23 protein-coding genes are annotated in these 19,715 nt (G+C 70.3%); 13 read left to right on the forward strand and 10 right to left on the reverse strand.

Going from position 1 to position 19,715, the window contains the following annotated elements:
* Positions 1-6 precede the first annotated feature (6 nt).
* Positions 7-594 carry a hypothetical protein gene (locus RCO28_RS16905; protein WP_308941968.1) on the forward strand — a complete coding sequence of 196 codons (588 nt, stop codon included), beginning with the start codon at positions 7-9 and terminating at the stop codon, positions 592-594.
* On the forward strand, positions 534-1,214 hold the full coding sequence (locus tag RCO28_RS16910) for a hypothetical protein (RefSeq protein ID WP_308941969.1): 681 nt from the start codon (positions 534-536) through the stop codon (positions 1,212-1,214). Before RCO28_RS16905 ends, RCO28_RS16910 begins: the two co-directional genes overlap by 61 nt.
* A 29-nt stretch (positions 1,215-1,243) precedes the next feature.
* Here the strand turns inward: RCO28_RS16910 and RCO28_RS16915 are convergent, their stop codons facing one another.
* From RCO28_RS16915 to RCO28_RS16930, 5 genes are all read right to left on the reverse strand, one after another.
* Positions 1,244-1,543 carry a hypothetical protein gene (locus RCO28_RS16915; RefSeq protein ID WP_308941970.1) on the reverse strand — a complete coding sequence of 100 codons (300 nt, stop codon included), beginning with the start codon at positions 1,541-1,543 and terminating at the stop codon, positions 1,244-1,246.
* 86 nt (positions 1,544-1,629) lie between these two features.
* Positions 1,630-2,817, reverse strand: a complete 1,188-nt coding sequence (locus tag RCO28_RS16920) for a helix-turn-helix transcriptional regulator (protein WP_308941971.1) — start codon at positions 2,815-2,817, stop codon at positions 1,630-1,632.
* A gap of 147 nt (positions 2,818-2,964) precedes the next feature.
* Positions 2,965-3,222, reverse strand: a complete 258-nt coding sequence (locus RCO28_RS16925; protein ID WP_308941972.1) for a hypothetical protein — start codon at positions 3,220-3,222, stop codon at positions 2,965-2,967.
* 68 nt (positions 3,223-3,290) lie between these two features.
* Complete coding sequence (locus tag RCO28_RS39365; protein WP_374991180.1) at positions 3,291-3,539, reverse strand: DUF6188 family protein; 249 nt, start codon at positions 3,537-3,539, stop codon at positions 3,291-3,293.
* A 1,157-nt stretch (positions 3,540-4,696) separates the two neighbouring features.
* Complete coding sequence (locus RCO28_RS16930; RefSeq protein ID WP_308941973.1) at positions 4,697-4,993, reverse strand: hypothetical protein; 297 nt, start codon at positions 4,991-4,993, stop codon at positions 4,697-4,699.
* Positions 4,994-5,192: 199 nt separating this feature from the next.
* Here RCO28_RS16930 and RCO28_RS16935 point away from each other — a divergent pair, with 199 nt between their 5' ends.
* From RCO28_RS16935 to RCO28_RS16950, 4 genes are all read left to right on the forward strand, one after another.
* Positions 5,193-5,927 (forward strand): PH domain-containing protein, encoded by a 735-nt coding sequence (locus RCO28_RS16935; protein WP_308941974.1) that lies wholly within the window; start codon positions 5,193-5,195, stop codon positions 5,925-5,927.
* 172 nt (positions 5,928-6,099) lie between these two features.
* The gene (gene deoC / locus RCO28_RS16940) at positions 6,100-7,050 is read left to right on the forward strand and encodes a deoxyribose-phosphate aldolase (RefSeq protein WP_308941975.1); all 951 of its coding nucleotides are present in this window, start codon (positions 6,100-6,102) and stop codon (positions 7,048-7,050) included.
* A gap of 5 nt (positions 7,051-7,055) precedes the next feature.
* The gene (locus RCO28_RS16945; RefSeq protein WP_308941976.1) at positions 7,056-8,507 is read left to right on the forward strand and encodes an aldehyde dehydrogenase family protein; all 1,452 of its coding nucleotides are present in this window, start codon (positions 7,056-7,058) and stop codon (positions 8,505-8,507) included.
* A complete protein-coding gene (locus RCO28_RS16950; protein ID WP_308941977.1) occupies positions 8,500-9,390 on the forward strand; it encodes an aldehyde dehydrogenase family protein in 891 nt (296 codons plus the stop codon). The genes RCO28_RS16945 and RCO28_RS16950 overlap by 8 nt, the downstream gene beginning before the upstream one ends.
* Before the next feature lie 99 nt (positions 9,391-9,489).
* On the opposite strand, the gene RCO28_RS16955 is transcribed toward RCO28_RS16950, so the two are convergent.
* Positions 9,490-9,915, reverse strand: a complete 426-nt coding sequence (locus RCO28_RS16955) for a hypothetical protein (protein ID WP_308942257.1) — start codon at positions 9,913-9,915, stop codon at positions 9,490-9,492.
* A gap of 145 nt (positions 9,916-10,060) precedes the next feature.
* Here RCO28_RS16955 and RCO28_RS16960 point away from each other — a divergent pair, with 145 nt between their 5' ends.
* Positions 10,061-10,720 (forward strand): ATP-binding protein, encoded by a 660-nt coding sequence (locus RCO28_RS16960; RefSeq protein WP_308941978.1) that lies wholly within the window; start codon positions 10,061-10,063, stop codon positions 10,718-10,720.
* A gap of 251 nt (positions 10,721-10,971) precedes the next feature.
* Here RCO28_RS16960 and RCO28_RS16965 read toward each other — a convergent pair whose 3' ends face one another.
* A complete protein-coding gene (locus tag RCO28_RS16965) occupies positions 10,972-11,721 on the reverse strand; it encodes a SigE family RNA polymerase sigma factor (RefSeq protein ID WP_308941979.1) in 750 nt (249 codons plus the stop codon).
* Positions 11,722-11,965: 244 nt separating this feature from the next.
* On the opposite strand from RCO28_RS16965, the gene afsQ1 reads away from it, so the two are divergent.
* From afsQ1 to RCO28_RS16990, 5 genes are all read left to right on the forward strand, one after another.
* The gene (gene afsQ1 / locus RCO28_RS16970) at positions 11,966-12,643 is read left to right on the forward strand and encodes a two-component system response regulator AfsQ1 (RefSeq protein ID WP_282510855.1); all 678 of its coding nucleotides are present in this window, start codon (positions 11,966-11,968) and stop codon (positions 12,641-12,643) included.
* On the forward strand, positions 12,541-14,235 hold the full coding sequence (locus RCO28_RS16975; protein ID WP_308941980.1) for a HAMP domain-containing sensor histidine kinase: 1,695 nt from the start codon (positions 12,541-12,543) through the stop codon (positions 14,233-14,235). Before afsQ1 ends, RCO28_RS16975 begins: the two co-directional genes overlap by 103 nt.
* The gene (locus tag RCO28_RS16980; RefSeq protein ID WP_308941981.1) at positions 14,232-14,858 is read left to right on the forward strand and encodes a hypothetical protein; all 627 of its coding nucleotides are present in this window, start codon (positions 14,232-14,234) and stop codon (positions 14,856-14,858) included. Before RCO28_RS16975 ends, RCO28_RS16980 begins: the two co-directional genes overlap by 4 nt.
* Positions 14,859-15,045: 187 nt before the next feature.
* The gene (locus tag RCO28_RS16985; protein WP_374991181.1) at positions 15,046-15,585 is read left to right on the forward strand and encodes a VanZ family protein; all 540 of its coding nucleotides are present in this window, start codon (positions 15,046-15,048) and stop codon (positions 15,583-15,585) included.
* A gap of 77 nt (positions 15,586-15,662) precedes the next feature.
* The gene (locus RCO28_RS16990; RefSeq protein WP_282539402.1) at positions 15,663-15,863 is read left to right on the forward strand and encodes a PspC domain-containing protein; all 201 of its coding nucleotides are present in this window, start codon (positions 15,663-15,665) and stop codon (positions 15,861-15,863) included.
* Positions 15,864-15,991: 128 nt separating this feature from the next.
* On the opposite strand, the gene RCO28_RS16995 is transcribed toward RCO28_RS16990, so the two are convergent.
* Positions 15,992-16,312 (reverse strand): ATP-binding protein, encoded by a 321-nt coding sequence (locus RCO28_RS16995; RefSeq protein ID WP_308941983.1) that lies wholly within the window; start codon positions 16,310-16,312, stop codon positions 15,992-15,994.
* Between the two features lie 132 nt (positions 16,313-16,444).
* Positions 16,445-17,599 (reverse strand): adenosine deaminase, encoded by a 1,155-nt coding sequence (locus tag RCO28_RS17000; protein ID WP_308941984.1) that lies wholly within the window; start codon positions 17,597-17,599, stop codon positions 16,445-16,447.
* A 137-nt stretch (positions 17,600-17,736) separates the two neighbouring features.
* Between RCO28_RS17000 and RCO28_RS17005 the strand changes: the two genes are divergently transcribed.
* A complete protein-coding gene (locus RCO28_RS17005) occupies positions 17,737-18,495 on the forward strand; it encodes a prolyl oligopeptidase family serine peptidase (protein WP_308941985.1) in 759 nt (252 codons plus the stop codon).
* A gap of 199 nt (positions 18,496-18,694) precedes the next feature.
* Here RCO28_RS17005 and RCO28_RS17010 read toward each other — a convergent pair whose 3' ends face one another.
* Complete coding sequence (locus RCO28_RS17010; RefSeq protein WP_308941986.1) at positions 18,695-19,678, reverse strand: LysR family transcriptional regulator; 984 nt, start codon at positions 19,676-19,678, stop codon at positions 18,695-18,697.
* Positions 19,679-19,715 lie beyond the last annotated feature (37 nt).

Below are 19,715 nucleotides of genomic sequence, written 5' to 3' on the forward strand. Positions count from 1 at the left end.
CCGCCCGTGTCCGCCCCCACCGAGGCCGTCCGCCGCGCCCTCCCCACCTCCCGGCGCCCCCGTCCCCGCCCCCAGGGCACGCCCCCACCCCGCGCGGACCTCCCCCACCGCATCGTCCGCGCCCTGCGCCACGCGGCCCCCGCGCTCTACGGCTACGCCTGCGTACGCCTCTTCTGCCTCCTCGTCGTCTCCCTCTGGGCCCACCGGGAAGGCCAGGGCCTCTGGCCGATCCTGGCGACCTCCTGGGACTCGTCCTGGTACCTGGGCATCGCGGAGAACGGCTACGCGCGGGAGCTGGGCACGGTGTACGACGCGAACAACCTGGCGTTCTTCCCGCTGTACCCGCTGGTGGTACGGGTGCTGGCGTGGGTGCTTCCCGGTTCGTCCGCCGGCGTGGGCCTGCTGGTGGCGGTGGTGGGGTCGTTCTCCGCGGCCTGGGGCATCTTCGCGGTGGGCGCGCGGCTGCACGGCCGCAGGGTGGGGTGTGCCTGGCGCTGCTGTGGGGCGGGCTGCCGGTCGGCCTGGTCCAGTGGATGGGCTACACGGAGTCCCTGTTCACGGCCTTCGCGGCGTGGTCGCTCTACGCGTCCTTGACGGGCCGCTGGGTGTGGGCGGGCACGCTGGCGTCGTTGGCGGGGCTGACGCGTCCGGCGGGGGTGGCGCTGGCGGCGGCGGTTTCGTTGGGGGCGCTTTTGGCTCTGCGACGGGGCTTCTCGTGGCGGACGGTGGCGGGTGGCTTGCTGGCCCCGCTGGGCTGGTTGTCGTACGTCGGCTGGGTCGGCCTCCGACTCGGCCGCTGGGACGGCTACTTCGCGGTCCAGGAGCTGTGGCACAACCATGTGGACGGCGGCGCGTACACGTTGCGCAGACTGGACGACCACTTCATCGACGACTCGACACCCGAACTGTTCCTGATCCTGGTGTCGTTGGTGCTCGTCGCGTCGGCGCTCCTCTTCGTACGGTGCGTGCTGGACCACCAGCCCCTGGTGCTCCTCGTCTTCACGGGCCTGCTCCTGGCCATCGTGCTCAGCAGCGGAGGCGTCTACTTCTCCCGAGCCCGCTTCCTCCTCCCGAGCTTCCCACTGCTGCTGCCCCTGGCCGTGCTCTTGGCCCGCGCATCGCTACGGCATGCCGTGGCTTGGGTGGTGGGGGTTGCGGTGGCGGCGGCTTATTGCGGGGGGTACATGGTTTTGGTTTGGCCTAGTGCGCCTTGAGGGGGCACTTCCAGCAGCGCCTTCAAACGTCAGCTGCAGGTGCCGGTCAGTCGTGCGCCCCTGCTGTCCGCGATGCGCTTCACGTCGCGCAGGGACTCGCTCATCCGTGCCAGGCCGTAGCGGAGTTGATCTGGCGTTGCCCTCAGGTCTGCGAGTAAGTCGTCGATGTGGTCGAGGAGTTCACCGGCCATTCCGAGTTGGACTGACTCCATGTTGTCCGCGACGCGCGTGAGGTAGCCGTCCCCGTCGGTCAGCAGGAAGCACGGCTTCCCGTCAGAGCCAGTCCATGGCAGCAGCCGTGCGATGTGCACTCCGTGCGGTTTGGTCATGCGTGTGACGCTACGGAGCTCAACGCCGCACTCTCAATGGCACTTTGACGTGACATCAGGCAGAAGTGCCACCCGAAGTCTCCGGGTCACATCGGCACCCCTATGGCGTCCGCGAGGATTCGCATGTCCGGGGTCAGTGTGCGCCGCCGGGCAATGATCCGGCCGAAGATGTCGCGGGCGTAGCGCTGGTTCGAGAGCCACTCGGGCGCAGAGGCCCGGATCTCCTGGAGGACGTCGATCGCTTTCGCGTAGTCCCGCGCCCGCGTGTGCGCCTCAGCGACGTCGAGCAGATGGCGGTTGCGGTTGTTGGACGTCGCGCGCATTCCGGACGTGGGGATGCGGGCGGAGAGCTTGAGCACCAGGTCCGGGCGGTCCACCACCATGGCGTTCTCGGCTCGCTTGAGCGCGACCGTGACGGGCCCGAACGCCCTGAGGAAGTCATCACCGGGTGCGAACTCCCGCCCCATGGCGACGGCTGCCGAGTTCGCGTACCGCAGGGTGTCCTCCGCCTCCCCCGGCCGGTTGTCCCGCACCGCCGCGGCAGAGGCCCGCAGCAGCAGCCAGCCCCAGGCGCTCAACTCGGCAGGCGTGGCACGGGAGATGCGCGGCTCCACCTGGTCCGCCCAGCGAACGGCCAACTCGCGTGCCTCGCCCAAACGCCCCTGTCGCAACAGCAACCAGCACCGCGTATTGGCCGTAGCGGCGATTTGAAGGTGGTCGGATGCGTCGTGGAGCGACCGATCGAGGGCGGTGTCCGCAGCACCGAACTGCCGGGTCTGTGTCAGCAGCCATCCCGTGAGCTGCATCAGCCGTACGCGCACGCCCCGTCCGGCCGGCCCGCCCGTCTCGGCGATCAGATCCGCATCGCGGATCATGGCGGGCAGGATCAGGCTCAACTCCCGGAACCGGTCTCCGGAGAAGAGCGGCAGGGCCGCGTCGATCAGGTCACGCATCCCGGCAACGGTGGGTGCTTCGCTCATGTCGGCACTGCCCAGGGGGCGGACGAGCGCCTGCCGGACGGGAGCCCACTGATCGTCACCATCAGGTTCCGCGTCTTGGTCGGCCCCCGCTGCGGGGCTCACCAAACTCGTGGTCGGGACACGCAACGCCACGGCCAACCGCCGTGCCGTCTCGAGACGCGTATCCGCCCTCTCCCCCTGCTCCAGCTTGCGAATCAAGGAGACGGATACCCCAGACACGGAGGCAAGTTCACGCTGCGTGAGCCCCCGCCGCTTGCGCACACCCTGAAGCCGCTTGCCCATGTCGGCACTCATGGTGCGAGCGTACGGCGACGAGGGACTGGCCGTGCAGCGATTCGTGTGGCGCCACCAGTCAAGGTCAAGGGGGTGGCCCGCTGGAGGCCAGGACCAGTCCAGGGCATGGTGCTCAGACGCGTGGCGACGTACGACCAAAGATCGAGGCTAGAGCGCCTTGAACGAGCCGGACGACAGCCACTCCACGGCCCACTCGCCCTCGGCGAAGAACTGGCCCACGGAAGCGAGGTCCTCGACCCAGTAATCCCCGCACCCGCGCCTGAACTCCCGGTCGTACGCCAGCAGAACGAGGTAGCTCGGCGGCTCCCCCGGAAGTGCGTCCACCCTGACGAACTTCCCGAGCTCGTCCCCGGCGACGATCCGTCCGACCACACCAACCCGCCCAGCGGACCAACCTGCCGTCATCGCCTCACCTGAACCCGGTATTCGGTACGTCGAACTCGCTGCGGCCAAAGGCCCGAAGGTCCCGTCGGTCACCGGCGCCACACAGCTAAACCACCGCCTGGAACCGAGACGATTTTGTGTCCTGCGGACGCAGAAAGCTGCCACGCCTCGAATTCATCGTCAGCGGCAACCCGAAGAACTGACCCGTCAGCAAAATTCACGTTCAAGACCCCAGACTTCACTCGCGCCTCATTTAAGCCCGAACCCTCGCCGATTCCGCGGCCACCGCCCTGGGGCCGATGGCCATGTTGTTCAACTTCCTCATAGCTGCGCCACACGCGACCCTCCCCCAACGCATCCGAAGCTCCGGCTCAAATGCTCATCGAACCAACCGGCCGCCGCATGACGGGGAAGTGGATCGGCTTCGGCATGGATTTTGACGTGAACTCGGGGCCTTGGGAGCGCTTCAGCCGCCTGCCTCAATAGCGGCGGACGAATCGAGCATTCGTCCGCCAACCCTCACCTAGATCAAATCCTCACAGAATTGAATCGACTACCGCGCGAACATAGCCATCCAGAAAACGATTCTGCTCTTGCGAGCATCCGCAAGGAACAGCTGAAATCCCCCAACCTCGGGACGTACGCTCAGCATCGACAAGGGATCTTCGGAGTACCCTTCGATAAATTCCAACAATTCAGAAGTCTGCTCATGGAGGACGGAACGGCCAGGAGACCTCCTCAAGCGTCGTTCATAAATGCGCTGCAACGTGACACGCGAAACGTCGCCCATCTCGTACGAAAAATCCCCGGAGACCGAATCAAAGGCAGCCTGCGGACATATTCCTGACTCGAAAGCGGAGCGCACAAGGCCCCTCACTACACCCTGGTCCACGACCCTCCATTAATGCCGATTTCCGCATCGCTGACTACTCCACGGTTCGTCACCTCTGATTCTTGCGCATACGAAATTCCTGGCACCCGTCTCGGAGGCCGTGAACGCTTCCATGAGGGAGAGTTGCCGCGCCGTGGCCGATTCCGGGTGGAGCTGGCAAGGCGACGCCCAGGCCACCTGGCGTGAGCGGAATGCGTCCGCCGCCTCGATCAGTGCGGATATCGCCCGATCCGTCTCGCGCAGCGCCGGAAGTCGACGACTGCCTGATCCGCTCCCTCACGGACGCTACGCCGAGGAAATCATCCGTACCTGCGATCAAGGCGAAACCCTGGTCCGTGACGAGCAGCGCGCCGGAAAAGTCGGGCAGCGCGATCAGCCGCCATTCCTCGTCGACGCCGACGGATCTCCTGGGCGAGTGCCTCGCCCGTCGCATCCACCTCTGCCGTCCGCGACTCACGGTCGGCGCCCTTGCGCCCGCAGACGAGGACGTACTCGTGGCCCCTCCCTCGAGCCCTCGCACACATCCGGCTGCCCAGGTGCACGGCATGCCCTGGATCGAACGGCGACGGTACGACCCTGCCGGCGCCATCCCCACGTCCACCGTCACCCGCCGGTCCACGACTCGATCGCCGCCTCCAACTCGTCCAGCGCGTAGCCCGTACGCAAGAACAGTTCGCGCGGGCTGAGGGAGACGAGGACTCCCCGGAAGAGGGCGGCCCAGAGCGACCGTTGGTGCGGTGGGATCTCGTCGAACCCGACGCCGCCCGCAGCCGAACCCCGCTGCGCCCCGGCGTGCCCGAACACACCGAGAAGAAGCGTCAACTCCCGTTGCGAGCAGCCCCATTCGGCAAGTCTCGTCTCCGAGAACTGCGGAAGCTGCCAGGCGATCTGTCGAAGCACCTGGAACCGTTCCTCAATGGGTATGTCGACACCGTCCACGCTGCTCGCCCTCTCCCCCGCACCGATGACTCCCCGGATGCCGCATCGGCACAGCGCGGTCGCGGCCGTGCGGCGTGGGCCGGCGCGTCAGCCGCCCGTCGGTACATCGTCGCCCAGCCCCAGTGCCACTCTCACCCCCCACTGCGTAACAATCACCCCCATGACGAGCCCGGACCCCACTCCCGATCCGCAGCCCGATCCGCAGCCCGATCCGAAGCCAGAGCCGCAGCCAGATCCGAAGCGCAAGCCGCGCTCCGAAGCGGAGTCGGCGCCCGCGGACGCCGCCCCCGAATACGCCGACCGAACCCACCGTTCCCCCGGCGCCATCGCCGGCGGCGTCCTCCTGCTCGGGCTCTGTGCCTGGCTCGGTGCGGACGCGCTCGTTCGGGGGACCGGGCGGACGCCGTGGCTGGCGTTGGCCGGGCTGCTGTTTCTCGTGCCGTTGGTCGTCGCGTACACCGTGCGGCCCGCCGTGTTCGCGAACCAAGTGCGGCTGCGGGTGCGGAACCCGTTCCGGACGATCACGCTGCCCTGGGGCGCTGTCGAGGGGCTGCGGGCCGGGTATTCGAGCGAGGTGTTCGCGAAGGACGGCAGCAAGTACCAGCTGTGGGCGATTCCCGTCTCGCTGCGGGCGCGCAAGAAGGCCGCGCGGCGGCAGGTGCGGGCCGCCGTGGACGATCCGCACGGCCGTACGTCCACCGTCCTGTCCGGGCGCGACGCCGGCAGCACCCGCGCCCCCGCCGACCAGGCCCTCGACGACCTGCGCGAGCTCGCCGAGCGGCACGCGGGAGCGCCGGGGGCGCAGGGTGAACCCGCCGTGCGCTGGGCGTACGAGATCCTCGCGCCGAGTGCCGCGGGGGCGCTGCTGCTCGTGGTGCTGTTGCTGATCGGCTGAGGGCGGGAGCCAGACGGATGCGCGAGTGGCCAGGGCCCACAAGAGACGGGTCCCGGCCACTCGGGCATCCGGGCTCGGCCACTCGCGAATCCGGGTCGGCCGATCTCACCCCACGATCCCACCCCACCCCTGTACAAGCCGCTACGCGCGTAGATATGCTCGCCTGGTGACCATGCCCACCACTGCACCTGCTTTCGCCGACGCCACCGCGTCCGACAGTGCGCTGCGCCGCTTCCTGCACGGGCTGCCCGGCGTGGACGCGGTCGGACTCGAGGCGCGCGCCGCCGCGCTCGGGACGCGTTCCATCAAGACGACGGCCAAGGCGTACGCCATCGACCTGGCCATCTCGATGATCGACCTGACGACCCTGGAGGGCGCCGACACCCCGGGCAAGGTCCGGGCGCTCGGCGCGAAGGCCGTCCACCCGGATCCGACCGACCGTACGACTCCGCGGACCGCCGCCGTGTGCGTGTATCCGGACATGGTTGCGACCGCGAAGGAGGCCGTAGCCGGGTCGGGAGTGAAGGTGGCGTCCGTCGCCACCGCCTTCCCGGCCGGGCGTGCCGCGCTCGCCGTGAAGCTCGCCGACGTCCAGGACGCCGTCTCCGCGGGGGCCGACGAGATCGACATGGTCATCGACCGCGGCGCCTTCCTCGCGGGCAAGTACCTGAAGGTGTACGAGGAGATCCGCGCCGTGAGGGAGGCCTGCGGCGAGCGGGCCCGGCTCAAGGTGATCTTCGAGACCGGCGAGCTGTCGACGTACGACAACATCCGGCGCGCCTCCTGGCTCGGCATGATGGCCGGGGCCGACTTCATCAAGACCTCGACCGGCAAGGTCGGCGTCAACGCCACGCCTGCCAACACGCTGCTGATGCTGGAGGCCGTGCGCGACTTCAAGCAGCAGACCGGGGTACAGATCGGGGTGAAGCCCGCAGGCGGGATCCGGACGTCCAAGGACGCCGTGAAGTTCCTGGTGCTCGTGAACGAGACGGCCGGGCCCGACTGGCTCGATAACCACTGGTTCCGGTTCGGCGCCTCCAGCCTGCTGAACGATCTGCTGATGCAGCGGCAGAAGCTGGCCACCGGCCGCTACTCCGGTCCCGACTACGTGACGGTGGACTGAGACCCATGACCATGGACAAGCAGACATCTGTGTTTGAGTACGCACCGGCCCCCGAGTCGCGTTCCGTCGTCGACATCGCCCCGTCGTACGGCCTGTTCATCGACGGCGAGTTCACCGACGCCGCGGACGGCAAGGTCTTCAAGACCGTCTCGCCCGCGACCGAAGAGGTGCTCTCCGAGGTCGCCCAGGCCGGGGCCGAGGACGTGGACCGGGCCGTGAAGGCCGCGCGCAAGGCCTTCGAGAAGTGGTCCGCCCTGCCGGGTGCCGAGCGGGCCAAGTACCTGTTCCGGATCGCCCGGATCATCCAGGAGCGCTCCCGCGAGCTCGCCGTCCTCGAAACCCTGGACAACGGCAAGCCGATCAAGGAGACCCGGGACGCGGACCTCCCCCTGGTCGCCGCGCACTTCTTCTACTACGCCGGCTGGGCCGACAAGCTCGATCATGCGGGGTACGGGGCGAATCCGCGGCCGCTCGGTGTCGCCGGGCAGGTCATCCCGTGGAACTTCCCGCTGCTGATGCTGGCCTGGAAGATCGCCCCGGCCCTCGCCACCGGTAACACGGTCGTCCTCAAGCCCGCCGAGACCACCCCGCTCTCCGCCCTGTTCTTCGCGGACATCTGCCGCCAGGCCGGGCTGCCGAAGGGCGTCGTCAACATCCTTCCGGGGTACGGGGACACGGGCGCGGCGATCGTCGCGCACGAGGGCGTGGACAAGGTGGCGTTCACCGGTTCCACGGCCGTCGGCAAGGAGATCGCCCGGACCGTCGCGGGCACGGACAAGAAGGTCACGCTCGAGCTGGGCGGCAAGGGCGCCAACATCGTCTTCGACGACGCCCCCATCGACCAGGCCGTCGAGGGCATCGTCTCCGGGATCTTCTTCAACCAGGGGCAGGTCTGCTGCGCCGGCTCCCGGCTGCTCGTACAGGAGTCGATCCAGGACGAACTGCTCGACAGCCTGAAGCGGCGGCTCTCCACGCTGCGCCTCGGTGACCCGCTCGACAAGAACACGGACATCGGCGCGATCAACTCCTCCGAGCAGCTCGCCCGGATCACCTCGCTCGTCGAGACCGGCGAGGCGGAGGGCGCCGAGCGCTGGTCCGCGCCCTGCGAACTCCCCTCGTCCGGCTACTGGTTCGCGCCCACGCTGTTCACCAACGTCACGCAGGCGCACACCGTCGCGCGGGACGAGATCTTCGGCCCGGTCCTCTCGGTGCTGACGTTCCGTACGCCCGAGGAGGCCGTCGCGAAGGCCAACAACTCGGCGTACGGCCTGTCGGCGGGCATCTGGACCGAGAAGGGCTCGCGGATCCTCGCGGTCGCGGACCGGCTGCGCGCCGGGGTCGTCTGGGCCAACACGTTCAACAAGTTCGACCCGACCTCGCCCTTCGGCGGCTACAAGGAGTCGGGCTTCGGCCGCGAGGGCGGCCGCCACGGCCTGGAGGGTTACCTCGATGTCTGACGCACGCCTCAGTGTCTTCAAGACCTACAAGCTGTACGTGGGCGGGAAGTTCCCGCGATCCGAGAGCGGCCGGGTGTACGAAGTGACCTCACGCAAGGGTGAGTGGCTGGCCAACGCCCCGCAGTCGTCCCGGAAGGACGCGCGGGACGCGGTCGTCGCCGCCCGCAAGGCCTTCGGCGGCTGGGCCGGGAAGACGGCCTATCTGCGCGGCCAGATCCTGTACCGCGTCGCGGAGATGCTGGAGGGCCGCCGCGAGCAGTTCGTCCGTGAAGTCGCGGACGCCGAGGGCCTGTCGAAGTCCAAGGCCGCCGCGCAGGTGGACGCCGCGATCGACCGCTGGGTCTGGTACGCGGGCTGGACCGACAAGATCGCGCAGATCGCCGGCGGCGCCAACCCGGTCGCCGGGCCGTACTTCAACCTGTCCTCGCCGGAGCCGACGGGCGTGGTCACCGTCGTCGCCCCGCAGGGCTCGTCGTTCCTCGGCCTGGTCTCGGTGATCGCCCCGGTGATCGCCACCGGCAACACGGCGGTCGTGATCGCGAGCGAGGCGGCGCCGCTGCCCGCGCTCTCCCTCGGCGAGGTCCTCGCCACGTCGGACCTGCCGGGCGGCGTGTTGAACATCCTGTCGGGCCGTACGGCGGAGATCGCGGCCCCGCTCGCCGCGCACCAGGACGTCAACGCCCTTGATCTGTGCGGCGCGGACGAGGTGCTCGCCAAGGACCTTGAGGTCGCCGCGGCCGACAACCTGAAGCGCGTACTCCGTCCACAGCCTGTGGACGACTGGACGGCCGACCCGGGCACGCACCGCCTCACCGCGTTCCTGGAGACGAAGACGGTCTGGCACCCGACGGGGTCGCTGGGGGCGTCCGGCTCCGCGTACTGACGAAGGCCGCTCAGCGACAAGGGCTGCTCACGGACGAGCGCCGGGCAGGACCGACTGCGGTCCGCCCGGCGCTCGTTCGCCTTACGTGGCCCCGGAGCCTCAGCCCGGCAGCAGCCCCGTCGCCGTGCCCACCACGGGCAGGGTGCCGAGCGTGCCGCCCTCCGTGACCGGGTCCGTCACCGCCGCCGTCGACACCGGCTGGAAGTCGGCGACCTGCGTGCCCACCGCGTTGTCCAGCGGGTCGACACCGGTCTTGGCCAGCGGGTCGAGCTGCAGGTTCTTCAACGGGCCCGTCGCGTACGGCAGGGCCCCCGTGAGGGCCTGACCGGCCGCCAGCACGTCCAAGTCGCCGAGCGGTACGGGCAGTTGGGCGGGCGGGGCTGCCGGGGCGGCCGCGGGCAGGGGCTGCGCGCTCGCCGTCGCCGCGCCTCCCGCGCCGAGGGCCGCGCCGGCCGCGGCGAGGGTGAGTCCGGCGCGCATCAGCGTGCGGTGCGCGGGCCTTCGGGATGCTGCATGTCGTGCCATCTGCCGTGCCATGGGTACGCCACCTGTCCAGGCCGTGATCGTTGCGTAATCGACTGGGCACGAAGCGTAATTGAGATGTGATGCGGCTTTCAAAGAACCGCCCGCGGGGTCGCCTGTGCGAGGGAATGCAGCACACTGGTGTGCCGTGAGCGCCCATCCCCCGATACCGACGCGCGTCGTCCTCCTCACCGGCCCCTCCGGCGCCGGCAAGAGCCGACTCGCCGCCCGCTCCGGCCTCCCGGTGCTGCGCCTCGACGATTTCTACAAGGAGCACGACGACCCCACGCTCCCGCTGGTCGCGGGCAGTCGGGACGTCGACTGGGACTCCCCCGACTCCTGGGACGCGGACGTCGCCGTGGCCGCGATCGCCGAGCTGTGCCGTTCGGGGCGTACGCGGGTGCCGGTCTACGACATCTCGGTCAGCGCGCGGGTCGGCCACGAGACGTTCGACATCGAGCGCACGCCGCTGTTCATCGCCGAGGGCATCTTCGCCGCGGACATCGTGGAGCGCGTACGTGAACTGGGCGTCCTGGCCGACGCGTTGTGCCTGCGAGGGCGGCCGACGACGACGTTCCGGCGGCGGCTGCTCCGCGATCTGAAGGAGGGCCGCAAGTCGGTGCCGTTCCTGCTGCGGCGCGGCTGGCGCCTGCTGCGTTCGGAGCGTTCGGTGGTGGCCCGGCAGGCGGCGCTCGGCGCGCATCCGTGCGGCAAGGAGGAGGCCCTCGGCCGGCTCGCGTCCGCGGCGGCGGGGCGGTGCGTGTCCGCACGCGGTACGCGGCGGAGTTCGGCGCCGGATCCCGCGTGACGTGGCGACGGGACCGGTAAGACCCCCCGGCCTCCCGGTCCCGCTGCCTGTTTCTCCCCGTGTTTCCCCCGTGCTCCCCCTGTTCCCCCGTGTCCCCGTTTCCCCCGTCGGGATCCCCGTTCCCCGTACGCCCCCGTACGCCCCCCCGTGGGATCCCGTTTCCCTGTTCCCCCGTTGTTCCCCCGTGGCCCCCTGGGCCTTTTCCGTCGCGTCCCCCGATGCGACGGCCCCCGTACCTTCGACTGCGGCGGCTACGCCACCAGTTCGCCGAAGGACTCCTCCAGGTCACGGCCGAAGCTGAGGACCTCGTCCTCGCGCAGCCGGCGCAGGGAGCGCCAGATGCTGGACTTCACCGTGCCGACACTGATGTCGAGAATGTCCGCGATCTCCGGGTCCGTACGGCCCTCGTAGTAGCGGAGCACGAGCATCGTCCGCTGCAGTTCCGGAAGGCGGGCCAGGGCCTGCCAGAGAACCGCGCGCAGCTCCGTGCCGCGCATCGCGTCCGTGTCGCCCACCGTCTCCGGCAGCTCCTCGGTCGGGTACTCGTTCAGCTTGCGGCGGCGCCACGCGCTGATGTGCAGATTCGTCATGGTGCGGCGGAGGTAGCCCCCGACCGCGGCCTTGTCGGTGATCCGGTCCCAGGCGCGGTACGTCGAGAACAGCGCGCTCTGCAACAGATCCTCGGCCTCGAAGCGGTCACCGGTCAGGTGGTACGCGGTGGCGTACAGGGAGGCGCGGCGCTCCTGGACGTAGGCGGTGAACTCCACCTCCGACAGGGACGTCCGCTCCCCCGAGTCCTCCCCGTACGATCCCCCGTTGCCGACGCCGCCCGTGGAGCGGGCGTCGACCACCGTCATGTACCCGGTGTGCTGCCGTCCGGTACCGCGAGCGCACCCCCGCACTCCCGCACCGGACTTCTCGTGCTGGCCCGCACTCCGCGTGGTGATGTCGTGCAGACGCGTGACAACTGCGCTCGCGCTGGTGCCGTGCAGTGTGTTCATCTCGCGCCCCCCGTCGTGGAGTCTGGTCCAGCGGCACCGTCCGAAGATCCGTGGCCGGTGCGTTCCGTGTGACCAAAGCCTGCCCTTCGACTTTCATCGCGGTGTCTGTCGACTGTCACAGGCCTGTCACAGCGCCTGTCGGTCGCGGAGACCGACTCGGAGATCCCCGGGTGAACGGCCTGGTCGGCGCCGGGAGCGTCCCAACTGTCGAAACACCACCGCACCATGCGACAGAATGACCGACGTGCCTTCCCTGTTGCTGATCGAAGACGACGACGCCATCCGCACGGCCCTTGAGCTGTCGCTGACGCGCCAGGGGCATCGTGTGTCCACCGCCGCCACCGGCGAGGACGGTCTGAAACTGCTGCGCGAACAGCGCCCGGATCTGATCGTTCTCGACGTGATGCTGCCCGGCATCGACGGGTTCGAGGTGTGCCGCCGCATCCGGCGCACGGACCAGTTGCCGATCATCCTGCTCACCGCGCGCAGCGACGACATCGACGTGGTCGTCGGCCTGGAGTCCGGCGCCGACGACTACGTGGTCAAGCCCGTGCAGGGCCGGGTCCTCGACGCCCGGATCCGTGCCGTGCTGCGCCGCGGCGAGCGCGAGGCCAACGACGCGGCGGCCTTCGGCTCCCTGGTCATCGACCGCTCCGCGATGACGGTCACCAAGGACGGCGAGGACCTGCAGCTCACGCCGACCGAGCTGCGACTGCTGCTCGAACTCAGCCGCAGGCCCGGCCAGGCCCTCTCCCGCCAGCAGCTGCTCCGCCTGGTGTGGGAGCACGACTACCTCGGCGACTCCCGCCTGGTGGACGCGTGTGTGCAGCGGCTGCGCGCCAAGGTCGAGGACGTGCCGTCGTCGCCGACCCTGATCCGCACGGTCCGTGGCGTCGGGTACCGCTTGGACACGCCTCAGTGACATCCGCACAGGAGGGCTCCGGGGCTCCGCACAGAACCTGGAGCCGCTCCCTCTTCACCAGCCTCCGTCTGACCAGCCTGCGGCTGCGCCTCGTCCTCGTGTTCGCGCTGATCGCGCTGATCGCGGCCGTCTCCGCGTCCGGCATCGCGTACTGGCTCAATCGCGAGGCCGTGCTCACCCGCACCCAGGACGCGGCGCTCGGCGACTTCAAGGAGGCCATGCAGGACCGCGTGGCCTCGCTGCCGCGGAAGCCCACGAAGGACGAACTCGACCGCGCGGCACGGAACATGGCGCACGGCAGCCAGGGCTACAGCGTCGTCCTGATCGGCGAGAACCCCGACGGCAGGACCGTCGTCGGCACCTCCGAGCTGGACGCCTTCACCGTCGACGACGTCCCGGCATCGCTGCGCAAGGCCGTCAACAAGCCGGTCGCCGAGAAGTCGGACGACGGCGCGGACGAGGAGACGTACCGGCTGTTCTGGCAGCGTGCGGTGGAGGACGGAACTCCGTATCTCGTGGGCGGTACGCGGGTGATGGGCGGCGGGCCCACCGGGTACATGCTCAAGTCCCTCGAACCGGAGGCGAAGGACCTCAACTCCCTCGCCTGGTCCCTCGGGATCGCCACCGCGCTCGCCCTGATCGGCGCCGCGCTGCTCGCCCAGGCCGCCGCGACGACCGTGCTCAAGCCGGTGCACCGGCTCGGCGTCGCCGCCCGCCGGCTCGGCGAGGGCAAGCTCGACACCCGCCTCAGGGTCTCCGGCACCGACGAACTGGCCGAGCTGTCACGGACGTTCAACTCCACGGCCGCGTCCCTGGAGAAGAAGGTCGCGGACATGAGTGCCCGCGAGGAGTCCAGCCGCCGCTTCGTCGCCGACATGTCGCACGAGCTGCGCACCCCGCTCACCGCGATCACCGCCGTCACCGATGTGCTCGAAGAGGAGGAGGACAGCCTCGACCCGATGATCGCCCCGGCAGTACGCCTGGTGGTCAGCGAGACCCGGCGCCTCAACGACCTCGTCGAGAACCTGATGGAGGTCACCCGCTTCGACGCCGGCACCGCCCGCCTGGTCCTGGACGACGTGGACATCGCCGACCAGATCACCGCCTGCATCGACGCCCGCGCCTGGCTGGACGCCGTCGACCTGGACGCCGAGCGCGGCACCATGGCCCGGCTCGACCCGCGCCGACTCGACGTGATCCTCGCCAACCTGATCGGCAACGCCCTCAAGCACGGGGGGTCGCCGGTGCGCGTCTCCGTGCGCCAGGAGGGCGACGAGCTGGTGATCTCGGTACGGGACCAGGGGCCCGGCATCCCCGAGGAGGTGCTGCCGCACGTCTTCGACCGCTTCTACAAGGCCAGCGCGTCCCGGCCGCGCTCCGAGGGCAGCGGCCTCGGCCTCTCCATCGCCCTGGAGAACGCCCATATCCACGGCGGCGAGATCACGGCCGCCAACTCCCCGGGCGGCGGCGCGGTGTTCACCCTCCGGCTGCCGAGCGGCGAGGACACCGACAGCGGGGACGGCGCCGGAGACGACGGGGACGGCGGAGACGACGGCGGTACGGACCAGCAGGCGAAGAAGGCGGACCGATGACGGCACGTACGCGCACCCGGAGGCTAGTGGCCCGGGGTGCCCTGGCCGCCGTGCTCGCCGCGGGCGTCGCGGGCTGCGGCATCCGCGCCACGGAGGTCCCGACGGAGTTCGGCCCGGCCCCGTCGCGGGTGCCGTGCGTGAGCACCGCGGCCGACATCACGACCACCCGGGCGCAGACCGGCACCGTCCCGGAGGAGATCTTCCTCGTCTGCGGTTCCCAGCTGGTACGCGTCGACCGCGCGGTACGCCTCTCCGACTCGGCCGCCGAGGACCGGGTGCAGGTCGCCCAGGCCCTCCTCTCCGAACTCGGGGAGCCGCCCACGGAGGCCGAGGAGCAGGCCGGGTTCACCTCGGACGTCAAGGGCCACCCGAAGGTCACGGGCCCGCGCGGCGACGACCCGTCGAAGGCGCTGCGGATCAGCACCCCGCCCGAGCGGATGTCGCCGTACGAGCTGGCCCAGATCGTCTGCACGTTCGCCCAGAGCGTGGCCGCGGAGCGGGACGGGGCGGTGGTCCTCGGCGGCACCGAGGAGAGCTCGCCCCTCCGGCGGTACGAGTGCACGGAGGAACTCCGGGCCCGGCCCGGAACGGTTCCCGCCCCGGCGGAGACGGTCGCCCCATAGGGGCGCGGGGCTGTGACATTTGCGGCTTCGCCGCGTGGGCGCGCTCAGCCACGACGAAGCCGCAGACGCGTCTGCGTGGTGCATGCGCAAGTGCGACTGCGACAGGTCGCGGGTTGCTCGCGCAGTTCCCCGCGCCCCTTACGGGGCACAGGGAACCGTTTCCGCCGGAGGCGACGTCTTCGACGGCGTGCAGTGTCAAGGCCAAAGCGGCAGCGTGCCCCTTCGCGTGGCGGGAGCCCTCCTCCTCCTCGCGCATCTTCTGTTCGTCGCCTGGGTGACGCTGCGTCCCCTGGACGTGGCCTGGGTGAGCGCGCCCAACCTGCAGCCGATGGCCGGGATCAGAGCGGACCTGGCGCTCGCGCCGCGGGAGGCGGTGCGCCGGATCGGCGAGCAGATGCTGCTCCTCGCCCCGCTCGGGGTGCTGCTCCCGCTGGTCGGCGGACGCCTCTGCGCCTCGCCCCTGATGTCGCTGACCCGTACCGTCACCGCGGGCGGCCTTGTCTCCCTCGGCATCGAGCTGCTGCAGACCGGCGTGCCGGGGCAGGTCGTCGACATCGACTCGCTGCTGCTCAACACCCTCGGGGTGGCCCTGGCCCACGTGGCCGTCGTGCCCGCGGCCCGCGCACGGCTGCGCCGGCGGCCACTCGGTCCGGCGCGTGCCCGCCCCAGGGACGAGAGCGCTCAGGGTTCGACCCCGACGATTCCCAGGGTCGGGATCGCCCCCTAGTCCGACGCTTTGCACCGCTTCGCGGACGTACCGTCGAAGACACACAGACGATTTCCTCGTACCGCGAAGGAGCCACCATGACCGCCCTTGTTCGCCCCAGGAACGGACGGATGATCGGCGGAGTGTGCGCAGCGCTGGCCCAGCGCTTCGGCACCTCCGCGACGACGATGCGCGTGATCTTCGTGGCCTCGTGCCTGCTGCCCGGACCGCAGTTCCTGATCTATCTCGCGCTGTGGCTGCTGCTGCCGTCGGAGAAGCGGGCCACCGCCGCCTGGTAGCCCGTGGCCCGTGGCCCTTGGCCCGTACGCGCACACAACAGCGGCGGGGTGCGCACTCGTTGAGGAGTGCGCACCCCGCCGTCCGTCGTTGCCCGCGACCGGGAAGGGGCCGGTCGCGGACCGGCGGATCAGCCGCCGATGGGCAGGCCCTTGCCGACGGGCAGGCCGCCGATCAGGCCGCTGACCGGGTCACCCTCGCCCGAGGGCGCGGCGGTCGTCTGGGTGGCGGACAGGCCGCCCGCGAGGGCCTGCTGCCCCTGGGCCAGGGACTCGCCGGCGGGCAGGGTCTTCGCGACCTCGCCGACCGGCAGGGTGGAGGCCACGTTGCCGACGGTCCCGGCGGCGTCGGTCAGGCCCGGGACCACGGCCGACGCGCTGCCCGCACCGGCAGCGGCGAAAGCGGCACCGAGAGCGGCGACACCGAGGGTCTTGGCGGCAGAGTGCTTCATGGTGAATACGTCCTCGTGACGGGGATGGAGCGGTTTGGCAAGCTATCCACGGGCCGTACGCGCTCGCAAACACCAAAACGCCAGGAAAAAGGGCCGGGAACAAACGTCCCGGCCCTTTCCGATTTCCCCGAATCAGCCCGCCGAGGCGGCAGAACCCCTGGTCGAGGCGGTCTGCTGGAACAGCCACTCGGATTTCAGCTCGGCGTAACCCGGCTTGATCACGTCATTGATCATGGCCAGTCGTTCATCGAAAGGAATGAACGCTGATTTCATCGCATTGACTGTGAACCACTGCATGTCGTCGAGCGTGTAGCCGAAAGCGCCGACCAGGTGCTCGAATTCGCGGGTCATGCTCGTGCCGGACATCAGGCGGTTGTCCGTGTTGACCGTGGTCCGGAAGTGCAGCCGGCGGAGCAGCCCGATGGGGTGCTCGGCGTACGAGCTGGCCGCGCCCGTCTGCAGGTTGGACGTCGGGCACATCTCCAGCGGGATGCGCTTGTCGCGTACGTACGAGGCGAGGCGGCCGAGCTCGACCGTGCCGTCGTCGGCGATCTGGATGTCGTCGATGATGCGGACGCCGTGGCCGAGGCGGTCCGCGCCGCACCACTGCAGGGCCTGCCAGATCGAGGGGAGCCCGAAGGCCTCGCCCGCGTGGATCGTGAAGTGGTTGTTCTCGCGCTTGAGGTACTCGAACGCGTCCAGGTGCCGGGTGGGCGGGAAGCCCGCCTCCGCGCCCGCGATGTCGAAGCCGACGACGCCGAAGTCCCGGTAGCGGTTGGCGAGTTCGGCGATCTCCAGGGCGCGGGCCGCGTGCCGCATCGCGGTGAGCAGGGCGCCCACGCGGATGCGGTGGCCGCTCTCCTTCGCGCGCCGCTCGCCCTCGCGGAAGCCCGCGTTGACGGCCTCGACGACCTCTTCGAGGGTGAGCCCCTTCTCCAGGTGCTGCTCGGGCGCGTACCGGATCTCCGCGTAGACCACACCGTCCTCGGCGAGGTCCTCGGCGCACTCGGCGGCGACCCGGAAGAGGGCCTCCTTGGTCTGCATGACGGCGCAGGTGTGGGCGAACGTCTCGAGGTAGCGCGGCAGCGAACCGGAGTCGGCGGCCTCGCGGAACCAGATGCCGAGCTTGTCGGCCTCGGTCTCGGGGAGTGCCTCGTACCCCACTTCGCGGGCGAGGTCGATGATCGTGCCGGGGCGCAGGCCGCCGTCGAGATGGTCGTGGAGCAGCACCTTCGGGGCCCGCCGGATCTGCTCCGGGGCCGGTGCGGGAGTGGTCTGGCTCGTCATCTCGGCACTGTAACGCCTACGCGCGTAGATGTCTCCGTTCGTACCGCCCTTCGATACGGAACCGTGGCGCGCGTCGATACGGAACAGTGACCGGCGCTTGGGGCTCCGTACACCTGCGCTTCTGAGAGTGTTCTGTCATGGCTCAGCAAGCAATGCCCTTACCGGGCACCCGACTTGGGCGCCTCATCGGCGCGGAGAACTCCGCCGTCAGCGGTGTCGTGCTGCTGCTGCCCGGCGGCGCCGAGGTCTCCACGCGCCGCCCCTCGCCACTGGCGGTGAACACGGCCCGGGTGCTTGCCCGGAACCTGGTCCGGGCGGGGCGCGCGGAGGGGCTCGTCGGGCATGTCGTGCGCGGCGGGCGGCGCGGCTGGAACGGCTCGGACGCGCTGCCGGCGCGCGATGCCCGCTGGGCGGTGGAGGAGGTCGTACGGCGCTACGGGGACGTGCCGGTCTGCCTCGCCGGGATCGACATGGGCGGGCGGGCCGCGCTGCACGCCGCGGGTCATCCGGCCGTCGACTCCGTGCTCGCGCTGGCTCCTTGGCTGCCGGAGGACGATGTCGCGGTGGCGCCCGAACCGGTGAAACAGCTGAGTGGCCGGCATGTGCTGATCGTGCACGGCACGAACGATGAGCGGACCGATCCGGAGTTGTCGTTCCGGTTCGCCGAGCGGGTGAAGAAGGCGAACCGGGACACGTGCCGGTTCGAGGTGCACTCGGACGGGCACGGCCTGCATCAGCATCGGGCCGAGGTGGCGGCGCTCGCGGCGGACTTCGTCCTCGGCACGCTGTTCGGGCGGGCCTTCTCCCGCCCCCTCACCGACGCGTTCGCGGCCCCGCCACCGCTGGGGCTGCGCATGCCGCTCGCGTCTGGGTTCGGGCGGTCGTTGCGGGAGTAGTCGGGGGTGCGCGGTCCCTGCGGGGCTAGCTTTTCCCCTACCCGCCCCTTCCCGAAAGTCCTGCCGGACGGGCCTCCTCAATCGCCGGAGGGGCTGAATTTTCAGCCCCTCCGGCGATTGAGGAGCGGGGGTCCGGGGGCTGGCCCCCGTGGCTGTCCGCAGGACTTTCGGGAAGGGGCGGGTAGGGGAAGACAGCGCCTCACGGCAGCAACCGACCCCGCCGCCCCAGCAGAAACCCCCGGAACGCCGCCACCGGAGGCGGTACCGGGCGGTCGGCCAGCCAGGCCACGCCGATCTCCCGTACCGCCCGAGGCGCCGTCACCGTGAGTTCGACCACCCCCGGACGGGCAAACGGCGGCGGCGGCAGCAGGGCCACGCCCAGGCCCGCCGCGACGAGCCCGCGCAGCGTCTCCGCCTCCTCCCCCTCGAACGCGACCCGCGGCCGGAACCCCGCCTGCGCGCACAGGTCGTCCGTGATCCGCCGCAGCCCGAAGGGCGGTTCGAGCGTGACGAACGCTTCCTCCGCGGCCTCCACGAGCCGGACCCGCTTGCGGGAGGCGAGCCGGTGGTCCTCCGGTACGACGAGCCGCAGCCGCTGCTCGTCCAGGCGGCGGGCGACCAGGTCCGGGGCGTCCGGCACCGGCGAGGTCAGACAGAGGTCCAGCTCGCCCGCCCGCATCCGCTCCAGCATCCACTCGCCGTAGTTCTGCACGAGCGAGAACCGCACGCGCGGATGGTGCACGCGGAACTCCCGGATCAGCGCCGGTACGGTCTCCGAGCCCATCGTGTGCAGAAAGCCGAAGGCGACCTTGCCGGCCTCCGGGTCCGCGTCCGCGCGTACCGCCTCCGCCGCGCGCTCCACCTCGCCGAGCGCGCGCTCCACCGAGGCGAGGAACGTACGGCCCGCGGGGGTGAGCGAGAGCGTACGGCCGTGCCGGGCGAACAGGTCGACGCCCAGGTCCTGTTCGAGCCTGACCAGCGCACGGGACAGCGTCGACTGCGGCACCTGCATCTCCTGCGCCGCGCGCGTGACGTGCTCGGTGCGGGCGACCCCGGCGAAGTACGCGAGGCGCGGCGCGAGCACGGCCGGCCAGGATTCGAGGCTGGTCTCCACCGTCCGTCCGATGTCTTCCGGGTAACTGTTCTGCGACAGCCTCCGCCGTGCGCTGCTCTCATGCACCATGGGAACGATTGTCGCCTGTTCATGCATTGGACGCATC

This window comes from Streptomyces sp. LHD-70 (genome assembly GCF_031157275.1).
In the GTDB taxonomy this organism is placed as follows: domain Bacteria; phylum Actinomycetota; class Actinomycetes; order Streptomycetales; family Streptomycetaceae; genus Streptomyces.

Bases quoted from the DNA above. Each gene is read 5' to 3' on its own strand.
- deoC (WP_308941975.1), top strand. From the start codon at position 6,100: ATGCCCACCACTGCACCTGCTTTCGCCGACGCCACCGCGTCCGACAGT.
- RCO28_RS16935 (WP_308941974.1), top strand. From the start codon at position 5,193: ATGACGAGCCCGGACCCCACTCCCGATCCGCAGCCCGATCCGCAGCCC.
- RCO28_RS16980 (WP_308941981.1), top strand. From the start codon at position 14,232: ATGACGGCACGTACGCGCACCCGGAGGCTAGTGGCCCGGGGTGCCCTG.
- RCO28_RS16915 (WP_308941970.1), bottom strand. From the start codon at position 1,543: ATGACCAAACCGCACGGAGTGCACATCGCACGGCTGCTGCCATGGACT.
- RCO28_RS17010 (WP_308941986.1), bottom strand. From the start codon at position 19,678: ATGGTGCATGAGAGCAGCGCACGGCGGAGGCTGTCGCAGAACAGTTAC.
- RCO28_RS16945 (WP_308941976.1), top strand. From the start codon at position 7,056: ATGACCATGGACAAGCAGACATCTGTGTTTGAGTACGCACCGGCCCCC.
- RCO28_RS16925 (WP_308941972.1), bottom strand. From the start codon at position 3,222: ATGACGGCAGGTTGGTCCGCTGGGCGGGTTGGTGTGGTCGGACGGATC.
- RCO28_RS16920 (WP_308941971.1), bottom strand. From the start codon at position 2,817: ATGAGTGCCGACATGGGCAAGCGGCTTCAGGGTGTGCGCAAGCGGCGG.
- RCO28_RS16965 (WP_308941979.1), bottom strand. From the start codon at position 11,721: ATGAACACACTGCACGGCACCAGCGCGAGCGCAGTTGTCACGCGTCTG.
- RCO28_RS16995 (WP_308941983.1), bottom strand. From the start codon at position 16,312: ATGAAGCACTCTGCCGCCAAGACCCTCGGTGTCGCCGCTCTCGGTGCC.
- RCO28_RS16955 (WP_308942257.1), bottom strand. From the start codon at position 9,915: ATGGCACGACATGCAGCATCCCGAAGGCCCGCGCACCGCACGCTGATG.
- RCO28_RS17000 (WP_308941984.1), bottom strand. From the start codon at position 17,599: ATGACGAGCCAGACCACTCCCGCACCGGCCCCGGAGCAGATCCGGCGG.
- RCO28_RS16910 (WP_308941969.1), top strand. From the start codon at position 534: ATGGGCTACACGGAGTCCCTGTTCACGGCCTTCGCGGCGTGGTCGCTC.
- RCO28_RS17005 (WP_308941985.1), top strand. From the start codon at position 17,737: ATGGCTCAGCAAGCAATGCCCTTACCGGGCACCCGACTTGGGCGCCTC.
- RCO28_RS16990 (WP_282539402.1), top strand. From the start codon at position 15,663: ATGACCGCCCTTGTTCGCCCCAGGAACGGACGGATGATCGGCGGAGTG.
- RCO28_RS16950 (WP_308941977.1), top strand. From the start codon at position 8,500: ATGTCTGACGCACGCCTCAGTGTCTTCAAGACCTACAAGCTGTACGTG.